A 14,884-nucleotide genomic window follows, 5' to 3' on the forward strand; every position below is an offset into this window, starting at 1 on the left:
CGGTGATGTCGGTGAACATCCCTATCCCGCAAGCCGATACATCGAGACACAGCGAGTCCGACCGTCGACGGCGCCAACTGATCCTGGCCATCTGCTCGACGAGTCTGTTGATCGTCGGGATGGACGCCACGATCGTGAATGTCGCCCTGCCTGCCATCGGCCACTCGTTTCGGACCACCCTGACGGGCTTGCAGTGGAGCGTCGACGCCTACACGCTGGTGCTGGCGAGTCTGCTGATGCTGTGCGGCTCCACCGCGGACAGGCTCGGACGCCGTCGTGTCTTCCAAACCGGGCTCGTTGTGTTCTCGCTCGGTTCGCTGGCTTGTGCGCTCGCCCCCAGCCTCGGCCTTCTGATTGTCTTCCGGGTATTGCAGGCAGTCGGCGGGGCGATGCTCAGTCCGGCCACGATGTCGATCGTCCGCAACACCTTCGAGGATCCGAGTGAGCGGGCTCGGGCGATCGGGGTGTATGCGGCGATGTTCGGTGTCTCGATGGCTGTCGGTCCGGTGCTGGGCGGGTTCCTGGTTTCCTCGATCTCCTGGCGGGCGGTGTTCATGGTCAACGTGCCCATCGGGCTGGCAGTGATCGCGATGGCAGCGCGGTTCGTGCCCGAGTCCAGAGCACCGCGACCCCGACGCCCCGACCCGATCGGACAGCTCCTGGTGATCACTGCGCTGGCCCCGCTCACGTTCGCGATCATCGAGGGCGGCCAGGTCGGGTTCGGCGCACATCGGGTCGTCATCTCGCTGGCCATCTCTCTGGGCTGCCTCGCGGCGCTGGTGTTCTGTGAGCGGAACCGAACCGAACCGCTGCTGGAGATGCGGTTCTTCGCCAGCGTCCCATTCGCCGGGGCCAACGCGATCGCAGTGTGCCTCTTGGCATGTCTCGGCGGATTTCTGTTCCTGGGCACGCTCTATCTGCAGGATGTGCGCGGACTCTCACCGCTGCACGCGGGTCTGGACCTGCTGCCCACCGCAATGGTGATGACCGTTGTCGCACCACTGTCCGGGCGTTTGACGGGGCGATACGGTCCTCGCCCCTGCATGCTCGTCGGTGGTCTCGCGGTGTCGGCGAGCGGTTCGATGCTGACCGGCCTCACACCCAACACGTCGATGCTGTACCTGCTCACCGCTTTTGCGGTCTTGGGCCTCGGCGTCGCGTTGGTCAACCCGCCGATCAGTAACACTGCAGTCTCCGGGATGCCCCCGGTGCAAGCCGGCGTCGCGTCCGCGATCGCCACCACCAGCCGTCAGATGGGGATGACGCTCGGCGTGGCCGTGTTCGGTGCCATCGCCGGCACCGAACACGGCACTGGGATCGAGCAACGATTCGCGCAGGCCACTCACCCCTGTTGGTGGATTGTGACAGCCCTCGGGCTCACGGTTGTTTCGCTCGGCTACCTGACCACCACCGCCTGGGCGCAAGATACAGCCCGGTATACCGCCGAAAGCATGAGTGACCCGGATTCGGGCGGCCGCTCGCGACGCATCCAGATCGCTCGACCCGCCTCACGGCGGCTGAGACAACTCGAATAGGTCAACGCCGGCTATACCCCGCTGGGGAAATTCGACGGCTTGGCCGGTACTCCGTCTCGCCACGGCGCTGCGGCGTTCGGTTGTCGGGTCTGCCCATGCGTCCGCGAAACCCCTGACGAAAGTCTCGACTGACACGGGTATGTCGTTCGGCATAGTCGGTTGCTCCCCTACAGATTTGCCGCCCCTTCGTCAGCCGGCACTGGTCCGTATGGTTGCCGAGGTGGCCTCCTTCGCGCTGTCAGAAACGTGCCATCAAGCGCAGCCGTTCAATGTGTGGTTGAGGCTGGGCCATGTGGTGAGCGTGGGGGCCTCGATGGAGCTGGACACCCATTCCAGTGCGCTCGCATGTCTGGGCGTCGGGGTGGACGAGCCGTTCACGGTCCGGCCTGACGGGTGTCCGGATATCACCGCACGCAGCTTCCTCTTTCGAGCCCGCAAGCAGCACAAGGTGGTTCAGAGCGCCGGTCGCTTGCTGTTCTGTTACTTCGACCCGACCTCGGCGCGAATGACACGCAGCCTCGGAGGAATGAGTCGCACCGTCCTCGGATACGGGGTCGATCACCACCGAGAAGCGGAGCTCATCGCGCTTTGCAACCGTCCCAGTCTGGACATCGACCGCGTCCTGGAGCTTGCAAGTGTTCCCGCGACCACGATTCGAGATCAGCGAATCGCTCTGGCGGCGAGCATCATTCGCGACGACCCGGCGAGCCCGCGCCGGGCGGCGAAGCTCGCCGCCGAGGTGGGTTTGTCGCAGGCCTACTTCTTCCGGCTTTTCGCCGAGCAAACCGGGACCAGTTTCCGTCGCTACGTGCAGTGGGCGCGCATGCTGCGGGCCGCTCACGGCTACCTCTTGGGCCACGATGCCACCAGGTGCGCGGTCGATGCAGGGTTCTCGACACCGTCGCACTACACCGACGTGTTCCACCGCATGTTCGGATTCATTCCCACCGACCTGGCGCGCATGGGTGCACAGCTCAATATCGACCACGAGCATTGACACCATGTTTGATGCGATACCGCGCAATTAGCAGAAGAACCCACGGCTACCGTTCGTCGGCATACGCGGGCGTTCGACCAGCCACGGGGCTGCGGCTGACTGAACGTCCACCGCATCAGCCGGCCTCCGATCGACACCGCGCGTTGACATTCCGGCGCGACGCACCGGCCAGTTCAGCCGGGGCGCTCCGCGGCACTCAGGGGTGCTGGTGCGCCTTCGGGATACATAGAGCAAGGCCGTGTCACCGCCGGCGATCCATGTAGCCCGGTCGTCTGGAAGGATCGGCGCATGCGTGCCACTGGGGACGATGTCCGCGCTATAGCCTTGTCGTTGCCCGAGACATCGGAACAGTTCTCCTGGGGGATGCCGGTTTTCCGGGTCGCCGGCAAGCTGTTCCTCACTCTCCCGGAGGCCGAAACCTCGGTGGCGGTCCGCTGCCCGATCGTCGACCGCGACGAGTTGGTCGTCGCGGAGCCGAACAAGTTCTGGATCGCCACGCACGAAGCCAACAACGCTTGGGTCCGTGTGCGTCTCGCTGCCCTCGATGACAAGCACGAACTCGAGGCCATCATTCTCGATTCATGGCAACAAGCCGCACCCCGACACCTCCTCGATAGCAACGGCTGACAGCGTCGTCCCACCACCGAGAACCCGGTCGTGATCAATGGTCGAATCCGATCGGCCCGGTCAGCGCGGGAAGTCCCGTGCGTCGATGCCCGAAATCCTCTACTCAGGGCCGGCGGCTATCAGTAGTGCGGCAAATGCAGCAGGGGCGACGATCTGGTATCCGATCCATACCTCACCCCCGCCGCTTCCGCCCTGCCATGCCATCAGCAGGCCGGCGAGTGTCGCCAGCACCCAGCCGCTGTCGTAGGCGACCATGAGCCGCGTGTAGCTGCGTAACGGGCGGCGGTGTACATATCTGATCTCTATCCCGCCGCCGACCAGCAGGGTGATGCCTGCGACGGCCATCAGCCAGACGGGCACGCCGAGCAGATCACCGAATGGGACCGCGCCGACGGCGAAGGCGGCGCCCAGCAGCACCTTGACGACGCCGTCGGCGATGATCCCCACCACCCTCGGGCGAGCCGCTGTGGATGTCATGACACGTCCTCCTCGAAGCCCTTTATTTCATAATCAGATTACGACAATAATGAGATTATGCGAATGACGAGAGCGGAGACCAAGGAACGCAACCGGCGAGCACTGCTCGATGCCGCCTTCCAGGTCGTGTCCCGAGACGGGTATCGCGCCAAGCTCGAGGAGATCGCGGAACTGGCCGAGATGACCACCGGCGCCATCTACTCGCTGTTCGGCAGCAAGAACGGCCTGGTGGTCGCCTTGATCAGCGATTATCTGCAGCCCCACTACGAACAGATCGAACAGGCGGTTCCCGCCGACACCGACCTCCTCGACGCCGTCGACGCCTTTGCCCGTCACTACCGGCGCAGCTGCGACGCCCCCGACGCGACGGCCGGCCTGTCGCTACAGATCACCCTGTTGGACATGGCCGTGCACGACCCCGAGTTGGGTTCCCAGCTCGCCGCTTCTATTCGGACGCAGGAGAACCAGCTGATCGCGTTGTTCACCGGCAGACCCCACAACGGCAAAACCGTGACGCCGCATCAGGCACAACGCCTGGTCGTGGCGCTCAGGGCACTGTTCGTCGGCCTCAGTCAGGGCGTCATCCTCGGCCTCGCTCAGGGTGCCGACGAGCAGTATTTCGCCGATGTCGCCCACGCCCTCGCATCCGACTTGACCTGTTGAAACCATGATTCGCGCACTGGTGAGCTTCGCGGTTCGAGCCGATCACAGGCAGCGATGACTACCCTCTGCAGCGCTGAGTGGTGCATCAGTAGGCTGGTGGCCGTGGGGGTGCGAGCGGCCATTTTCGATATCGGCGGAGTCCTCGAGGTGACCTCGGCTATGACGTTCATCGCGGACTGGCTGGGTCGACTGAGGTTGAGCTTCGATGACGTCGGGCCGGAGCTGATCGAGATCTGGGCAGCGGGCGAGCTCGGCACTGTCACTGAATCCCAAGTGCGGGAAGCGATCCGCACCGGGTTGTCGGTTGATCAGCAGATCGCGGATGCGGTTATCACCGACATGTGGAAGCAGTACCTCGGAGTGGCGAACACCGAGCTCATCGACTACGTGGCAAGGTTGCGGCCTCGTTTCCGGACAGGGCTGTTGAGCAACAGCTTCGTCGGTGCGCGCCAACGTGAAAGTGCCGCTTACGGTTTCGAAGAGCTCGTCGATGAAATCGTGTACTCCCACGAGGTCGGAATGACCAAGCCGGATCCGGAGATCTACCTTCTCGCGTGTCGGCGGCTCGGTGTCGAGCCTGGTGAGGCGGTATTCGTCGATGACTCCGAGATGGCGGTGACCGGAGCCGAGTCGGTGGGTATCACCGCGATCCTTCACGAGAGCAATGCGAGAACGATCTCGACGCTGGACGCACTGTTGTCGTAGACCAAGTCAGGTACGCGGTCGAGCTGGCCGCAGGCTCCTGCCTTCATCCGGATGGAGGCCACCGCGGCCGGTCCGATCGGATCGTCACTCTTCATCCGGGCCGACCTGTGGTCCGACGGCCTTTCCGATCCCGGTGCGGCTCTGCTCTTCGGGTTCGGGGCGCTCGGGCTCGATTTGAGTGTCGAATGAGCAGCCGCAGTACCAGTGTTCGATCTCGTCGACTTCGGACCATCCCGTGGGTTCGGCCATGCGTATCCGGTCGGGCGTGACCAGTACCTTGGTAATCCCACCGCACTCATGGAACAGGATCAGCTCGACATTGTGGCTCCATGACGGAGTTTCGTTCAACACCCGCTGTAGGTCGAGAAAGAGCCGATCGTCCTTGGAGCCGTAGAACTTGCGCTCACTGCGACTTGCGATCGGGAGGCGAGACGATCCGTCCCCGTTGTTGCCGAAGTGCAGCTCGGGATGGGCCTCGACGAACCACGACGGCAGCGCAAACGGCAGATCCGCAGAGATCACCAGAGTTCTAAAACCCACACCGACCCTCGTATCGTCTCGTTCGTGCACAGCGTCCCCACAGAGGTTGGGTCTCTCGTGCAACTCCGCATTATCCGGGCATCCCGGGGGTCTGACCTGGCAGTATTCAGTGCATGAGGTGCCACTGGGAATGATATCCGTACTTTGCCTTACCGTTGCCCGAGACGTTCGAGCAGTTCACGTGGGGTATTCCAACGTTCGGATATTCGGCATGCGCGGACACTGGCCGGCCTCCGATCAGCAAGGGCTCGTTGACCTTCCGCGGCGCGGCGCTGGCCGGTTCGGTCCGCGCGCCACGCGGCAGCTGCGGACGTTGGGCGAGCTGCTGCTAGCCTTCGGTTTCGCCGACGATGAGGTCACCGCGCTCGAAGTCTGATTTATGGGGCTCCGGAACCAGAGGGCGATCGCTGCAGGCCACCTCAACAAGAAACCGAAACTGCTCGCCATCAGATGCTTCGCCAGCCATGACACGATCATTACCGTTATCGGGACGCCCGCATGACAGCCCGTGGCCATTCGAATCCGCGCGACCAGCGGCATGTGAATGTCTTGGTGTTGTCGAGCCGGTGGGGGTGTTGGCCGTTGAATGTCGCGTGGTGATGGCTACGGGGGCGAGGGGCTCGGTGTCTCAATTATGGCGTTGAGCCAGAGGTGCGTGAGGGTTGCCGCGGTGTCGTCGAGCGAGATTCCGGTCTTCGACGCCTGATAGAAGGCGCGTTCGGTCATCCATACGAGTGCGGTGGTAACGGCCTGCGCACCGGTCGGTCCGTCGTCATCGGGAAGCCCGGCGCGTTCGGCGATGGCCCGGGTGATGTCGCGGATGGCGGTGACGGCCGAATGCCAGCTCTCGCCGATTGCTGCGATGGCGGGTGTGAGTTCGACGGCGGCGCGCATGACATTGCCGTGGTCGCGCCACATATCGCGGGTTTGGTCGATGCTGCGACGCAGAGCGAGGGCCGGTTCGCCGGAGGAGTCAGCGGATTCGATTTGCGTGCGTAGCGTAGCGACGGTTCGTTCAACGAGGGCGGCCAGGACTGCGTCCTTGGAAGCGAAGTAGAAGTAGAACGCACCGCGGGTGATGCCTACCGCTTTGGTGATCGTCTCGACTGTCATTCGGTCGAATCCGATTGTTTCCAGCTGTTTTTCGGCGGTGTCGAGGATGTTTTGCTCGCGCTGGTCGCCCTTGGTGGGGGCTGTGCGGCGGCGGGCGCGGGTGGTTCCGGTCTCGGGCACGAGCCTCACTCTACTCCGCGGCAACTATTTTCTACGCTGTGTCAATTTTAGCTAACGGAGTGTAGATTCTCGGTATGACCGATCGAACAACCGTCAAGACCTTCCTGATCACCGGCGTGAGTTCCGGGTTCGGGCAGGCCATCGCGCGCAAGGCGATTCAGGAAGGGCACGTCGTGGTGGGCACGGTTCGGCGCGAGGCCGATGCCGGGGAGTTCCAGGCGCTGCACCCCAGCCGGGCACTCGCCCGCATTCTCGATGTCACCGACGACGCGGCCGTCCTGGACACGGTGAACGGCATCGAATCGACTGTCGGCCCCATCGATGTCGTCATCGCCAACGCCGGGTACGGCCACGAAGGGGTGTTCGAGGAATCACCGATGACCGAGCTGCGAAATCAATTCGCGGTCAACGTCTTCGGCGCGGTGGCCACCATCCAGGCGGTGCTGCCCCACCTACGAGCCCGGCGATCGGGCCATATTCTGGGCATCACCTCCATGGCCGGGCTCATGACCGTGCCCGGCCTGGCCTACTACCACGGCAGCAAATACGCCCTGGAAGGAATCCTCGAGACCATAGGCAAGGAGGTCGCCGGGTTCGGCATCCACGTCACCGCAGTCGCGCCCGGTTCGTTCCGCACCGATTGGGCGGGGCGATCCATGGTTCGCACCCAACGCTCCATCCCGGACTACGACGAGCTGATGGATCCGGTACGCGCACACCGTCAAGCCGCCGACGGCAATCAGCTCGGAGATCCGGAAAAGGCTGCGGCTGCAATACTTTCGGTGATCGACTCAGTCACCCCGCCGACACACCTGCTGCTCGGCTCCGATGCCCTGCGGCTGGTGCGAACCGGCCGAGCGGCCGTGGATGCCGAGATCGAGAAATGGGCCTACCTATCGCGCACGACCGATTTCCCGGAAGGGGCGCAATTGCCCGGCTGACCCGGCATCCTTACGAACGGCCGCTATTTCGGCTAGTAAGAGGCTGGTGTCAGGATCGGATCCCGGCCAGGATCGGCACGGTCGGTTGATCTTCGCCTGCCTGCGCTGGCCGGTTCGGTCGGCGGCATGTGCGCACATTCGCCGAGTCGAGATGCTCTTTGCCCATTGATCTTTCGGGAGCGTTGTGTGACCGCGCGCCACGCGGGATGGGAGTGCGAAGCGATGGGCGAGCCTAACGGTGGAATCTTGTGGTCTCGCAGAGTTTCGCGCGCGGGATCCGGGTGTGATTGACCGGAGCAGCGGTGTCGGCGTAGCCGAAGGACACTCCGAAAAGCACCTTGCCATCGGTGATTTCGAGTTGGTCGCGGATCGTGTTCCCGTAGAAGCCGAGCAGACCCTGTGGGCAGCTGGCGATTCCGTAAGCAGTCATGGCCAGCAGCAGGGTCTGTCCGTACATGCCGATATCGGCGGCCATCCGCTCGTCGGCGGTGGTCGGGGCGAAGATCAGCGCGACGTGTGGTGCGCCGTAGAAGCGCAGGCTTTCCGCGTTGTGCGCCTCCCGCGCCGGGTGATCGTCACGGGCGATGCCCAGAGCCGCGTAGACCGTTTCCCCGAAGTGCTTGCGGCGTCGGCGATGTAGGTCGGTATAGAGCTCGTCGCGGTAGGGGAAGTCCACGGACAGGTGCCGCTGTGCGTGCGCAACCAGTAATGCCTCACTCAGTCGGTCACGTGCCGGGCCGCTGACCACGTCGACGGTCCACGGCTGGGTGTTGGAATTCGACGGCGCCGCTAGAAAGACGTTCTCGCGCTGCACGCCGGGCAGAGCGGTGACCCGCAGGGCGTGACGTTCGGCTCCCTCAGTTCCTCGTGTCCGGTGAGGTGGCGAGCGATCGTGCCGGGTTTCTCGCCGCACCGGTGGGCAAGAGGTCAACGCGGTTGTCGAGCTGGACGTCGTTCGGGTCGAGCCCATCGGCTAGCCCCGCGAGACCTCAGCGGTGTGCGCGGGGGTGTAGCGTTCGCCCGTCACCTGGTCGCTGAGCGGGTCCAGCGCGGCCAGGGCCTCGGCGTCCAGGGTGAGTTCCAGCGCGGCCGCGTTCTGTTGCAGTCGGGCCGGGCTGCGGGTGCCCGGAATGGTCGCCACCGCCACTCCGAGCCGCTCGGCTTGGGCGTACACCCAGGCCAGCGCCACCTGGGCCGGGGTGGCACTCAGCCGGTCGGCCACCTCGCGCACGGTCTGCGCGATCTTCTCGTTGGCCTCGCCCGCCGCGCCGGCGAAGCGGGGGTTGGTGCGCCGGAAGTCCTTCTCGCCCAGCGCGGAACGGTCCAGGGTGCCGGTGAGGAACCCCCGACCCAGCGGCGAGTACGGCACCAGCCCGACCCCCAGCTCGGCCATCACCAGGGTGACCGTCTCGACGTCGCGGGTCCACAGCGAGTACTCGCTCTGCACCGCGGTGATCGGATACACCGCGTGTGCCCGGCGCAGCAGCTCGCCGTCGACCTCGGACAGGCCCAGATGGCGGACCTTGCCCGCCTCGACCAGCTCGGCCATAGCCCCGACGGTCTCCTCGATTTCCACGTCTTGGGGTGGGCGGTGGGCGTAGTACAGGTCGATCACTTCGACGCCCAGCCGCAGCAGCGAGGCGTCGCAGGAGCGCAGCACGAAGTCGCGGGCACCGCGGATGCGGCGAGCCCGGTCACCGGCGCTGCGGTCGATGCCGAACTTGGTGGCCAGCTGCACCTGGTCCCGGCGGCCGTGGATGGCCCGGCCCACCAGCACCTCGTTGTGCCCGGTGCCGTAGGCGTCGGCGGTGTCCAGGAAGGTGATGCCCAGCTCCAGGGCCCGGTCGATGGTGGCCAGGCCACCGTCCCAGTCGGCGGTGCCGTAGCTCTCGCTCATCCCCATGCACCCCAGGCCCATCGCGCTGACGGTGAGCCCGGGCGAGCCGAGCGTGGTTCGTTTGATCATGCGCGGATACTCCTCCTGCCCGACGGACCGGTCGATACCTCGAGGAACGAGAACGCCTCCGACACTAGGACTTTGAGTGCACTCCAAGTCAACCCGGAGCCGGGTCTCGTCGGCGGAGATCCGGTGGATCCTGCCGAAAGATTGACCCGAGACAGGCGAGCCGGTGTTTGGGAGTATGTCGGGGGCCGTGTTGCGGTCGTCACGAACGCGGTGTCGTCGATGCAAAGTGCCAGCCACTGAAAAAGATTCGTCCGCATCCATAGGAAGCAGTCACGTTGTTATGAGCGAAGAGCCGACCACCCTCGAACTCGACGAGGCCGTCCTTGTCGGACCACCCAAGACCCTGGCCGGCGGCCTGGTCAAGGCTGTGCGGCCTCGTCAGTGGGTCAAGAATGTCCTGGTATTGGCGGCACCGCTGGCCGCGGGGACGATTCCGGGGACCGACAGCTTCGCCATCGCCGACCTCACGCGCGACGTGCACATCGGTATCGCGTTCGTGGTGTTCTGCTTGGCAGCATCGGGCATCTACCTGGTCAACGATTCGCTCGACATCGAGGCTGACCGGGCGCATCCGACCAAGCGTTACCGGCCGATCGCCGCCGGTGTGGTTCCGGTGAATCTGGCCTATGCACTGTCGGCGGTGCTACTGATCGGCTCGATCTTGCTCTCGTTCGCGGCGACGTGGCAGCTGGCCGTGGTGATGGCGGTCTATGTCGGAATCCAGCTCGCGTACTGCTTCGGGCTCAAACATCAAGCGGTGCTCGATATTTGCGTTGTGTCGTCAGGCTTCCTGCTGCGCGCGATCGCTGGTGGCGCGGCCGCCGATATCCGTCTGTCGCAATGGTTCTTGCTGATCGCGGCCTTCGGCTCGTTGTTCATGGCCGCGGGTAAGCGCTACGCCGAGATGAAGATCGCGCTCGACACCGGCGCCAAGATCCGAAAGTCGCTGCAGTACTACACACCCACTTACCTGCGTTTCGTCTGGACCCTGTCCGGCACGGCGGTCGTGGTCTTCTACGGGCTGTGGGCGTTCGAGGCCGATCACAAGGACAACCCCTGGTTCGCAATCTCGATGATTCCCTTCACGATCGCCATCCTGCGTTACGCGGTCGACATCGATGGGGCCGGCGCCGGTGAGCCCGAAGAGCTCATGTTGGGTGACCGCACTCTGCAGTTGTTGACGCTGGCGTGTGCCGTATCGGTCGGTGTGGCCGTCTATCTCACCTGAGCAGGCCTGTTCGGTCAGCGCGAGAAACGGCGCTTGCAGAAGTCGTGGAGCGGTGCCGGTGTATCAGCCACTCCCACCACGGATCTCGGCCTGCACATGCCGAACTTGTCGGCGGCTACTCGTAGCGTTCATGGAATGAACTGGAGACCGTGGCTGGAGCTGTGGAGCGAGGAACGGATCACCGCTGATCCGGGTAGCCTGGCGCCCGAGATACTGCGGCAGCGCTGGCTCGGCTACGCCCCGGCCACCGGAGCCGACGTCGAAGCGGTCGAGGAACGACTCGACCTGAGGTTGCCGCCCTCGTATCGCAGCTTCTTGCTGACCACCGATGGATGGCGCCATGCCGGGGAATTCGTGTCGAAGATGCGTGATACCACCAATCTGGGATGGCTGCGTGACCTCGACCCGAGCTGGGAATCGTGGGCCGACCTGTTCACCGAGGCCCCGGTCGACGCGCCGGGCAACCCGTTCAGTCGCGGACTACTGATTTCGCTCGAGGCCGACGCCGGGGCTCTGTTCCTCGACCCCGCCGACCGTGACGAAAACGGTGAGTGGGCGGCCTACAGCGTGTTCTCCTGGTCTGAATTTCCGCGGCGATATCCGTCGTTCACTGCGCTCATGGAAGCGCAGTACCAAGGCCTTCATCGGTTGCGCCGGCCGACCGGCAAAACGCGTGACAGCTGGGATCTCGCGGTGGAACAGGCTCGGGGCGAGGCTCTTTCCGGAGATATCGACGAAACCATGGTGGTCCTGGAGAAGGCCTGGGAATTCGGCCGACCACGTGCCAACGTCTTACGAGTCCAGCTCCAGATGTTCCTCGCGACCTCCTCCCCCTACGACGCCTCCCGGATTCTTTCGCACCTGCTGCCTCCGGAGAATGTCCCGGACGGATTCTTCACCGGCGCGCTTTTCACCGAAGAGTTCCTGCCGTGCATGTTCCTGCAGCACGCGCATAAAGAGTCCTGGTACAGCTCAGCGCTCGAGACTGCCCAATATCTGGCAGACCGCGCACGCGCCGGGCACCGCCAAGCCCTCGAAATCGCCGAGCAGCACACAACCAACCGGTCCTCGCAGTACTCCGCGCTCGAAGTTGCCCAGATCCTCGAAACCACACAGAACGACAACGGCCTCGTGCTCGGGCCTGCCATCGACGAGCACCGAGCGCGGATACGGCAGCCCGGCTATCGGCTCACCTACGGAAACCAGGATTTCGACGCCGCGGTACGAAACGCGCTCGCCGAACACCACTCCGACCCAACTGCGCTGTGGCACGCACTCGAGACCGCGATGACGCATTGGCGGCCTCGCACTCCAGATCACATCGCCCCGGTCGCGCTGCTCGCCGATCCTGTTCTGGCGCACAGCCTCACCCCAGAACGCGGCCGTGCACTGTTGAGTAAACCGCGAAGTGGTCACTGACTCGCGGCGATCGTTGGGTAAAGGTGTCCGAGCGCCGCTGAGAGGGCGGGTGCGTGGGCGGTGTCAGCCGCAGTGCACCGGGACGTTGCTGCCGCCGGAGACGTAGGGGTCGGAGACGTACCACTCGATGCATGTGTGCGGGGCATACCAGTAGACGGGGCCCGCATAGTAGTCATAGGCATCGAAATCGACGTTCGAGTTGCCGTATCTGCCGTGGGTCGGGTACGGCACGTTCGTGGCGTTCTGGGAACCTACCGACGCTACGAGGGGTGTTTTCGTCCCGATCTGTTGAGTCTTCCATGTGACGACGCAGTCGGTGGAACCGTTGTACATCAGCCAGCCGACGGCGATCTGCAGGTCGTAGTGGTCGATCGCGTAATACCCTGCGCCACAGGTTGCTTCCGGTGTGGAGGCTGCCTGCGCGGATCCGCTCGTGGTCAGTGATGCGGCGAACAGGACGGTGACGGCGGCTGCCACCCTGGTCGCGAAGTTGATGAATCGCACTGTGCTGCCTCGTATCTCGATAAGTGTCGCGACGAGTCGCTTGATCACGATGAACCGAGACGATACCCGCCCGCCCCTTCAACTGCTCCAGACCGACAGGAGTCCCGCGTCGTATGTCGTTGCGCGAGTGCCGGTTACCTGCCCAACCCATGCGCGATCGCGATACCGGGTATGCGTGATTCTCGCTGGGCGCATGCCCCTCGCAACCGTAGCGTCGGCTACATGAGCACCACCCAGAACAAGGAACTGATCACAGCCGTCTTCGACCGGATGACGAACGGCCATCCCCGCGCGTTGAGCGAAGCCATGTCCGACGATTGCCGCTGGATCTTCCCCGGAGCTTGGTCCTGGTCGGGCACCTGGTCACCCAAAACCGCTGTGGTGCAAGGCCTCCTGAGACCCCTCATGAGCCAGTTCGCCGGCGGCTACCGGATGGAGGCCGACCTGATCCTGGCCGACGCGGACCGTGTGGTGGTGCAGGCTCGCGGCTACGGCACCACGCACGCCGGCGACCCTTACCACCAGACCTACTGCCTGTTGCTCACACTGGCCGACGGTCGGATCACCGAGGTGGTCGAGCACTGCGACACCGCGCTGGTCGAACGCATCCTCCAACCCCTGAGCCCAGTCTTCTGATCCGTCGTCCGCGACACGTAGCCGCCGTTGGTCAGCCGGATCGGTATGGCAGCTTGGTCTTCGAGTGTCCCGCGTTGACCGGATCGGTCAACGCGGACGGAACGAGAGATTAATTGCCGCAACAGATTAGAGTGGACGAGGTCGACATTCGACCTTCCGGCGGGGGATCGAGAAGTACCCGTAGGTGTATTGCAGGTGTTCTCAGGCGATTTCAGCGGATGTGCCGGTGGGTATGCGACGGTATGGGGTGCCGATGCCGGGGCCGTTGTCGCCCAGGAGTCCGGCGACCATCGCGGTGCCCGTGTCGTTGAGTGCGCCGTCGTGGACGGCGAAAGCCTGGCGTGGGGCTACTTCGCGCACGTAGTCGATCAGCTGTCCGGTGGTGGACCAGGGTCCGTGCACGGGCAGGAGCAGGGTGCCGACGGCGACGTCGGGGACGGTGAGGGCGTCGCCGGGGTGGAACAGGGTGTCCGCGATCAGGAATCCGATGTTGCCGACGCGCGGGATGTCGGGGTGGATGACGGCGTGCCAGGTGCCGTACACCTTCACCTCGAAGCCGGCCGCGGTGAAGGTCTCCCCCGCGCCGACGGCGGTGACGCGTGCGCCCAGGCCGTCGAGCTTGCGGGCTACGGAGGTGTTGGTCCAGATCCGCAGGGCCGGATTCTGTTCTGCGGCTTGGCGAAGTGTGTCCTCGGAGAAGTGGTCGAAATGTTCGTGGGTGACCAGGACCGCATCGGCGCCCTCCAAGGCCTGCGGATCGGTGAGACCGCCCGGATCGATTACCAGACGCCGGCCGTCGATCTCGACACGGACGCAGGCATGACCGAACTTGGTGAGCTGCATGAGGCTCCTCAGACTCTCAAATAATGCAACCAAACTGTACAACTAGATTGTACAACTTGGATGCGTCATTCGGATAGGGTCGAGCGGTGAACGATGCACTGGCCGAGGAGTTGCGGCACGCGATCGGTGATCTGGTGCGCGCCACGCGGGTCGCGGACACCATGCCGGCCGGGGAGGCCGCCATCCTCGGTTACCTCGACCGCGACGGCCCGCACACCACCGCCGAACTCGCGCACCGGCGCAACGTGACACACCAGTCGGCCGCCAAGACCGTCAAGGAACTCCTCGGCGCCGGCCTGGTGCGCACCGAACCTCATCCCGACGACGGCCGCAAGCACCTGCTCTACATCACCGATACCGGCCGCGCCCGCCTGCGGCACGAACGCACCCAGCGCGCCACATCACTCGAGGGCGCTATCAGCGACACACTCACCACGGATGAGCAGCAGCAGTTGCGGGATTGCGTGCGGTTGCTGACCCGCATCACCGCTCATATGAACGGACGATGACCGTGATGAGGTGATGGCTTCAAATCCCCGGCGGGAGTGAGCAATCGACACGATCGCTCGC

Annotated in this window: 18 protein-coding genes; 11 read left to right on the top strand and 7 right to left on the bottom strand. The window is 64.4% G+C overall.

Annotation, left to right across the window (positions count from 1 at the left end; translation table 11 throughout):
- Positions 1-5 precede the first annotated feature (5 nt).
- The 3 genes from ACH438_RS43700 to ACH438_RS43710 all read left to right on the top strand — a co-directional run bounded on the left by ACH438_RS43700 (position 6) and on the right by ACH438_RS43710 (position 3,159).
- Positions 6-1,535, top strand: a complete 1,530-nt coding sequence (locus tag ACH438_RS43700; RefSeq protein ID WP_397016720.1) for an MFS transporter — start codon at positions 6-8, stop codon at positions 1,533-1,535.
- Positions 1,536-1,755: 220 nt separating this feature from the next.
- Complete coding sequence (locus ACH438_RS43705; RefSeq protein WP_397016722.1) at positions 1,756-2,532, top strand: helix-turn-helix domain-containing protein; 777 nt, start codon at positions 1,756-1,758, stop codon at positions 2,530-2,532.
- A 288-nt stretch (positions 2,533-2,820) separates the two neighbouring features.
- Positions 2,821-3,159, top strand: a complete 339-nt coding sequence (locus ACH438_RS43710; RefSeq protein ID WP_397016724.1) for an MmcQ/YjbR family DNA-binding protein — start codon at positions 2,821-2,823, stop codon at positions 3,157-3,159.
- A gap of 99 nt (positions 3,160-3,258) precedes the next feature.
- Here the strand turns inward: ACH438_RS43710 and ACH438_RS43715 are convergent, their stop codons facing one another.
- Entirely contained in the window at positions 3,259-3,636 is a 378-nt protein-coding gene (locus tag ACH438_RS43715) for a hypothetical protein (RefSeq protein ID WP_397016726.1), read from the bottom strand.
- Between the two features lie 63 nt (positions 3,637-3,699).
- On the opposite strand from ACH438_RS43715, the gene ACH438_RS43720 reads away from it, so the two are divergent.
- Complete coding sequence (locus ACH438_RS43720; RefSeq protein ID WP_397016728.1) at positions 3,700-4,299, top strand: TetR/AcrR family transcriptional regulator; 600 nt, start codon at positions 3,700-3,702, stop codon at positions 4,297-4,299.
- A 54-nt stretch (positions 4,300-4,353) separates the two neighbouring features.
- Positions 4,354-5,004, top strand: a complete 651-nt coding sequence (locus ACH438_RS43725) for an HAD family hydrolase (RefSeq protein ID WP_397016730.1) — start codon at positions 4,354-4,356, stop codon at positions 5,002-5,004.
- A gap of 84 nt (positions 5,005-5,088) precedes the next feature.
- On the opposite strand, the gene ACH438_RS43730 is transcribed toward ACH438_RS43725, so the two are convergent.
- Positions 5,089-5,526: a hypothetical protein gene (locus ACH438_RS43730; protein WP_397016732.1), complete on the bottom strand. Its 438-nt coding sequence runs from the start codon at positions 5,524-5,526 to the stop codon at positions 5,089-5,091.
- Between the two features lie 229 nt (positions 5,527-5,755).
- On the opposite strand from ACH438_RS43730, the gene ACH438_RS43735 reads away from it, so the two are divergent.
- Positions 5,756-5,920, top strand: a complete 165-nt coding sequence (locus ACH438_RS43735; protein WP_397016734.1) for a hypothetical protein — start codon at positions 5,756-5,758, stop codon at positions 5,918-5,920.
- 227 nt (positions 5,921-6,147) lie between these two features.
- Here ACH438_RS43735 and ACH438_RS43740 read toward each other — a convergent pair whose 3' ends face one another.
- Positions 6,148-6,777 carry a TetR/AcrR family transcriptional regulator gene (locus tag ACH438_RS43740; protein WP_397016736.1) on the bottom strand — a complete coding sequence of 210 codons (630 nt, stop codon included), beginning with the start codon at positions 6,775-6,777 and terminating at the stop codon, positions 6,148-6,150.
- A 74-nt stretch (positions 6,778-6,851) separates the two neighbouring features.
- On the opposite strand from ACH438_RS43740, the gene ACH438_RS43745 reads away from it, so the two are divergent.
- Entirely contained in the window at positions 6,852-7,718 is an 867-nt protein-coding gene (locus ACH438_RS43745) for an oxidoreductase (RefSeq protein ID WP_397016738.1), read from the top strand.
- A 232-nt stretch (positions 7,719-7,950) separates the two neighbouring features.
- Here ACH438_RS43745 and ACH438_RS43750 read toward each other — a convergent pair whose 3' ends face one another.
- Both ACH438_RS43750 and ACH438_RS43755 read right to left on the bottom strand, forming a co-directional pair.
- Positions 7,951-8,532 carry a nitroreductase family protein gene (locus ACH438_RS43750; protein ID WP_397016740.1) on the bottom strand — a complete coding sequence of 194 codons (582 nt, stop codon included), beginning with the start codon at positions 8,530-8,532 and terminating at the stop codon, positions 7,951-7,953.
- Positions 8,533-8,691: 159 nt separating this feature from the next.
- Positions 8,692-9,684 carry an aldo/keto reductase gene (locus ACH438_RS43755; RefSeq protein ID WP_397016742.1) on the bottom strand — a complete coding sequence of 331 codons (993 nt, stop codon included), beginning with the start codon at positions 9,682-9,684 and terminating at the stop codon, positions 8,692-8,694.
- A 280-nt stretch (positions 9,685-9,964) separates the two neighbouring features.
- On the opposite strand from ACH438_RS43755, the gene ACH438_RS43760 reads away from it, so the two are divergent.
- Together ACH438_RS43760 and ACH438_RS43765 are read left to right on the top strand one after the other, a co-directional pair.
- Complete coding sequence (locus tag ACH438_RS43760; RefSeq protein ID WP_397016744.1) at positions 9,965-10,912, top strand: decaprenyl-phosphate phosphoribosyltransferase; 948 nt, start codon at positions 9,965-9,967, stop codon at positions 10,910-10,912.
- Positions 10,913-11,047: 135 nt separating this feature from the next.
- Positions 11,048-12,331, top strand: a complete 1,284-nt coding sequence (locus ACH438_RS43765; protein ID WP_397016746.1) for an SMI1/KNR4 family protein — start codon at positions 11,048-11,050, stop codon at positions 12,329-12,331.
- Between the two features lie 63 nt (positions 12,332-12,394).
- Here ACH438_RS43765 and ACH438_RS43770 read toward each other — a convergent pair whose 3' ends face one another.
- A complete protein-coding gene (locus tag ACH438_RS43770) occupies positions 12,395-12,835 on the bottom strand; it encodes a hypothetical protein (protein WP_397016748.1) in 441 nt (146 codons plus the stop codon).
- A gap of 222 nt (positions 12,836-13,057) precedes the next feature.
- Between ACH438_RS43770 and ACH438_RS43775 the strand changes: the two genes are divergently transcribed.
- A complete protein-coding gene (locus tag ACH438_RS43775; RefSeq protein WP_397016750.1) occupies positions 13,058-13,471 on the top strand; it encodes a nuclear transport factor 2 family protein in 414 nt (137 codons plus the stop codon).
- Positions 13,472-13,672: 201 nt separating this feature from the next.
- Here ACH438_RS43775 and ACH438_RS43780 read toward each other — a convergent pair whose 3' ends face one another.
- On the bottom strand, positions 13,673-14,314 hold the full coding sequence (locus tag ACH438_RS43780; protein ID WP_397016752.1) for an MBL fold metallo-hydrolase: 642 nt from the start codon (positions 14,312-14,314) through the stop codon (positions 13,673-13,675).
- An 86-nt stretch (positions 14,315-14,400) separates the two neighbouring features.
- On the opposite strand from ACH438_RS43780, the gene ACH438_RS43785 reads away from it, so the two are divergent.
- Positions 14,401-14,823 (top strand): MarR family winged helix-turn-helix transcriptional regulator, encoded by a 423-nt coding sequence (locus tag ACH438_RS43785; protein ID WP_397016754.1) that lies wholly within the window; start codon positions 14,401-14,403, stop codon positions 14,821-14,823.
- The last annotated feature ends 61 nt before the right edge of the window (positions 14,824-14,884 follow it).

Origin of the sequence: Nocardia sp. NPDC020380 (assembly GCF_044386975.1) — a bacterium.
Classification (GTDB): Bacteria; Actinomycetota; Actinomycetes; order Mycobacteriales; family Mycobacteriaceae; genus Nocardia.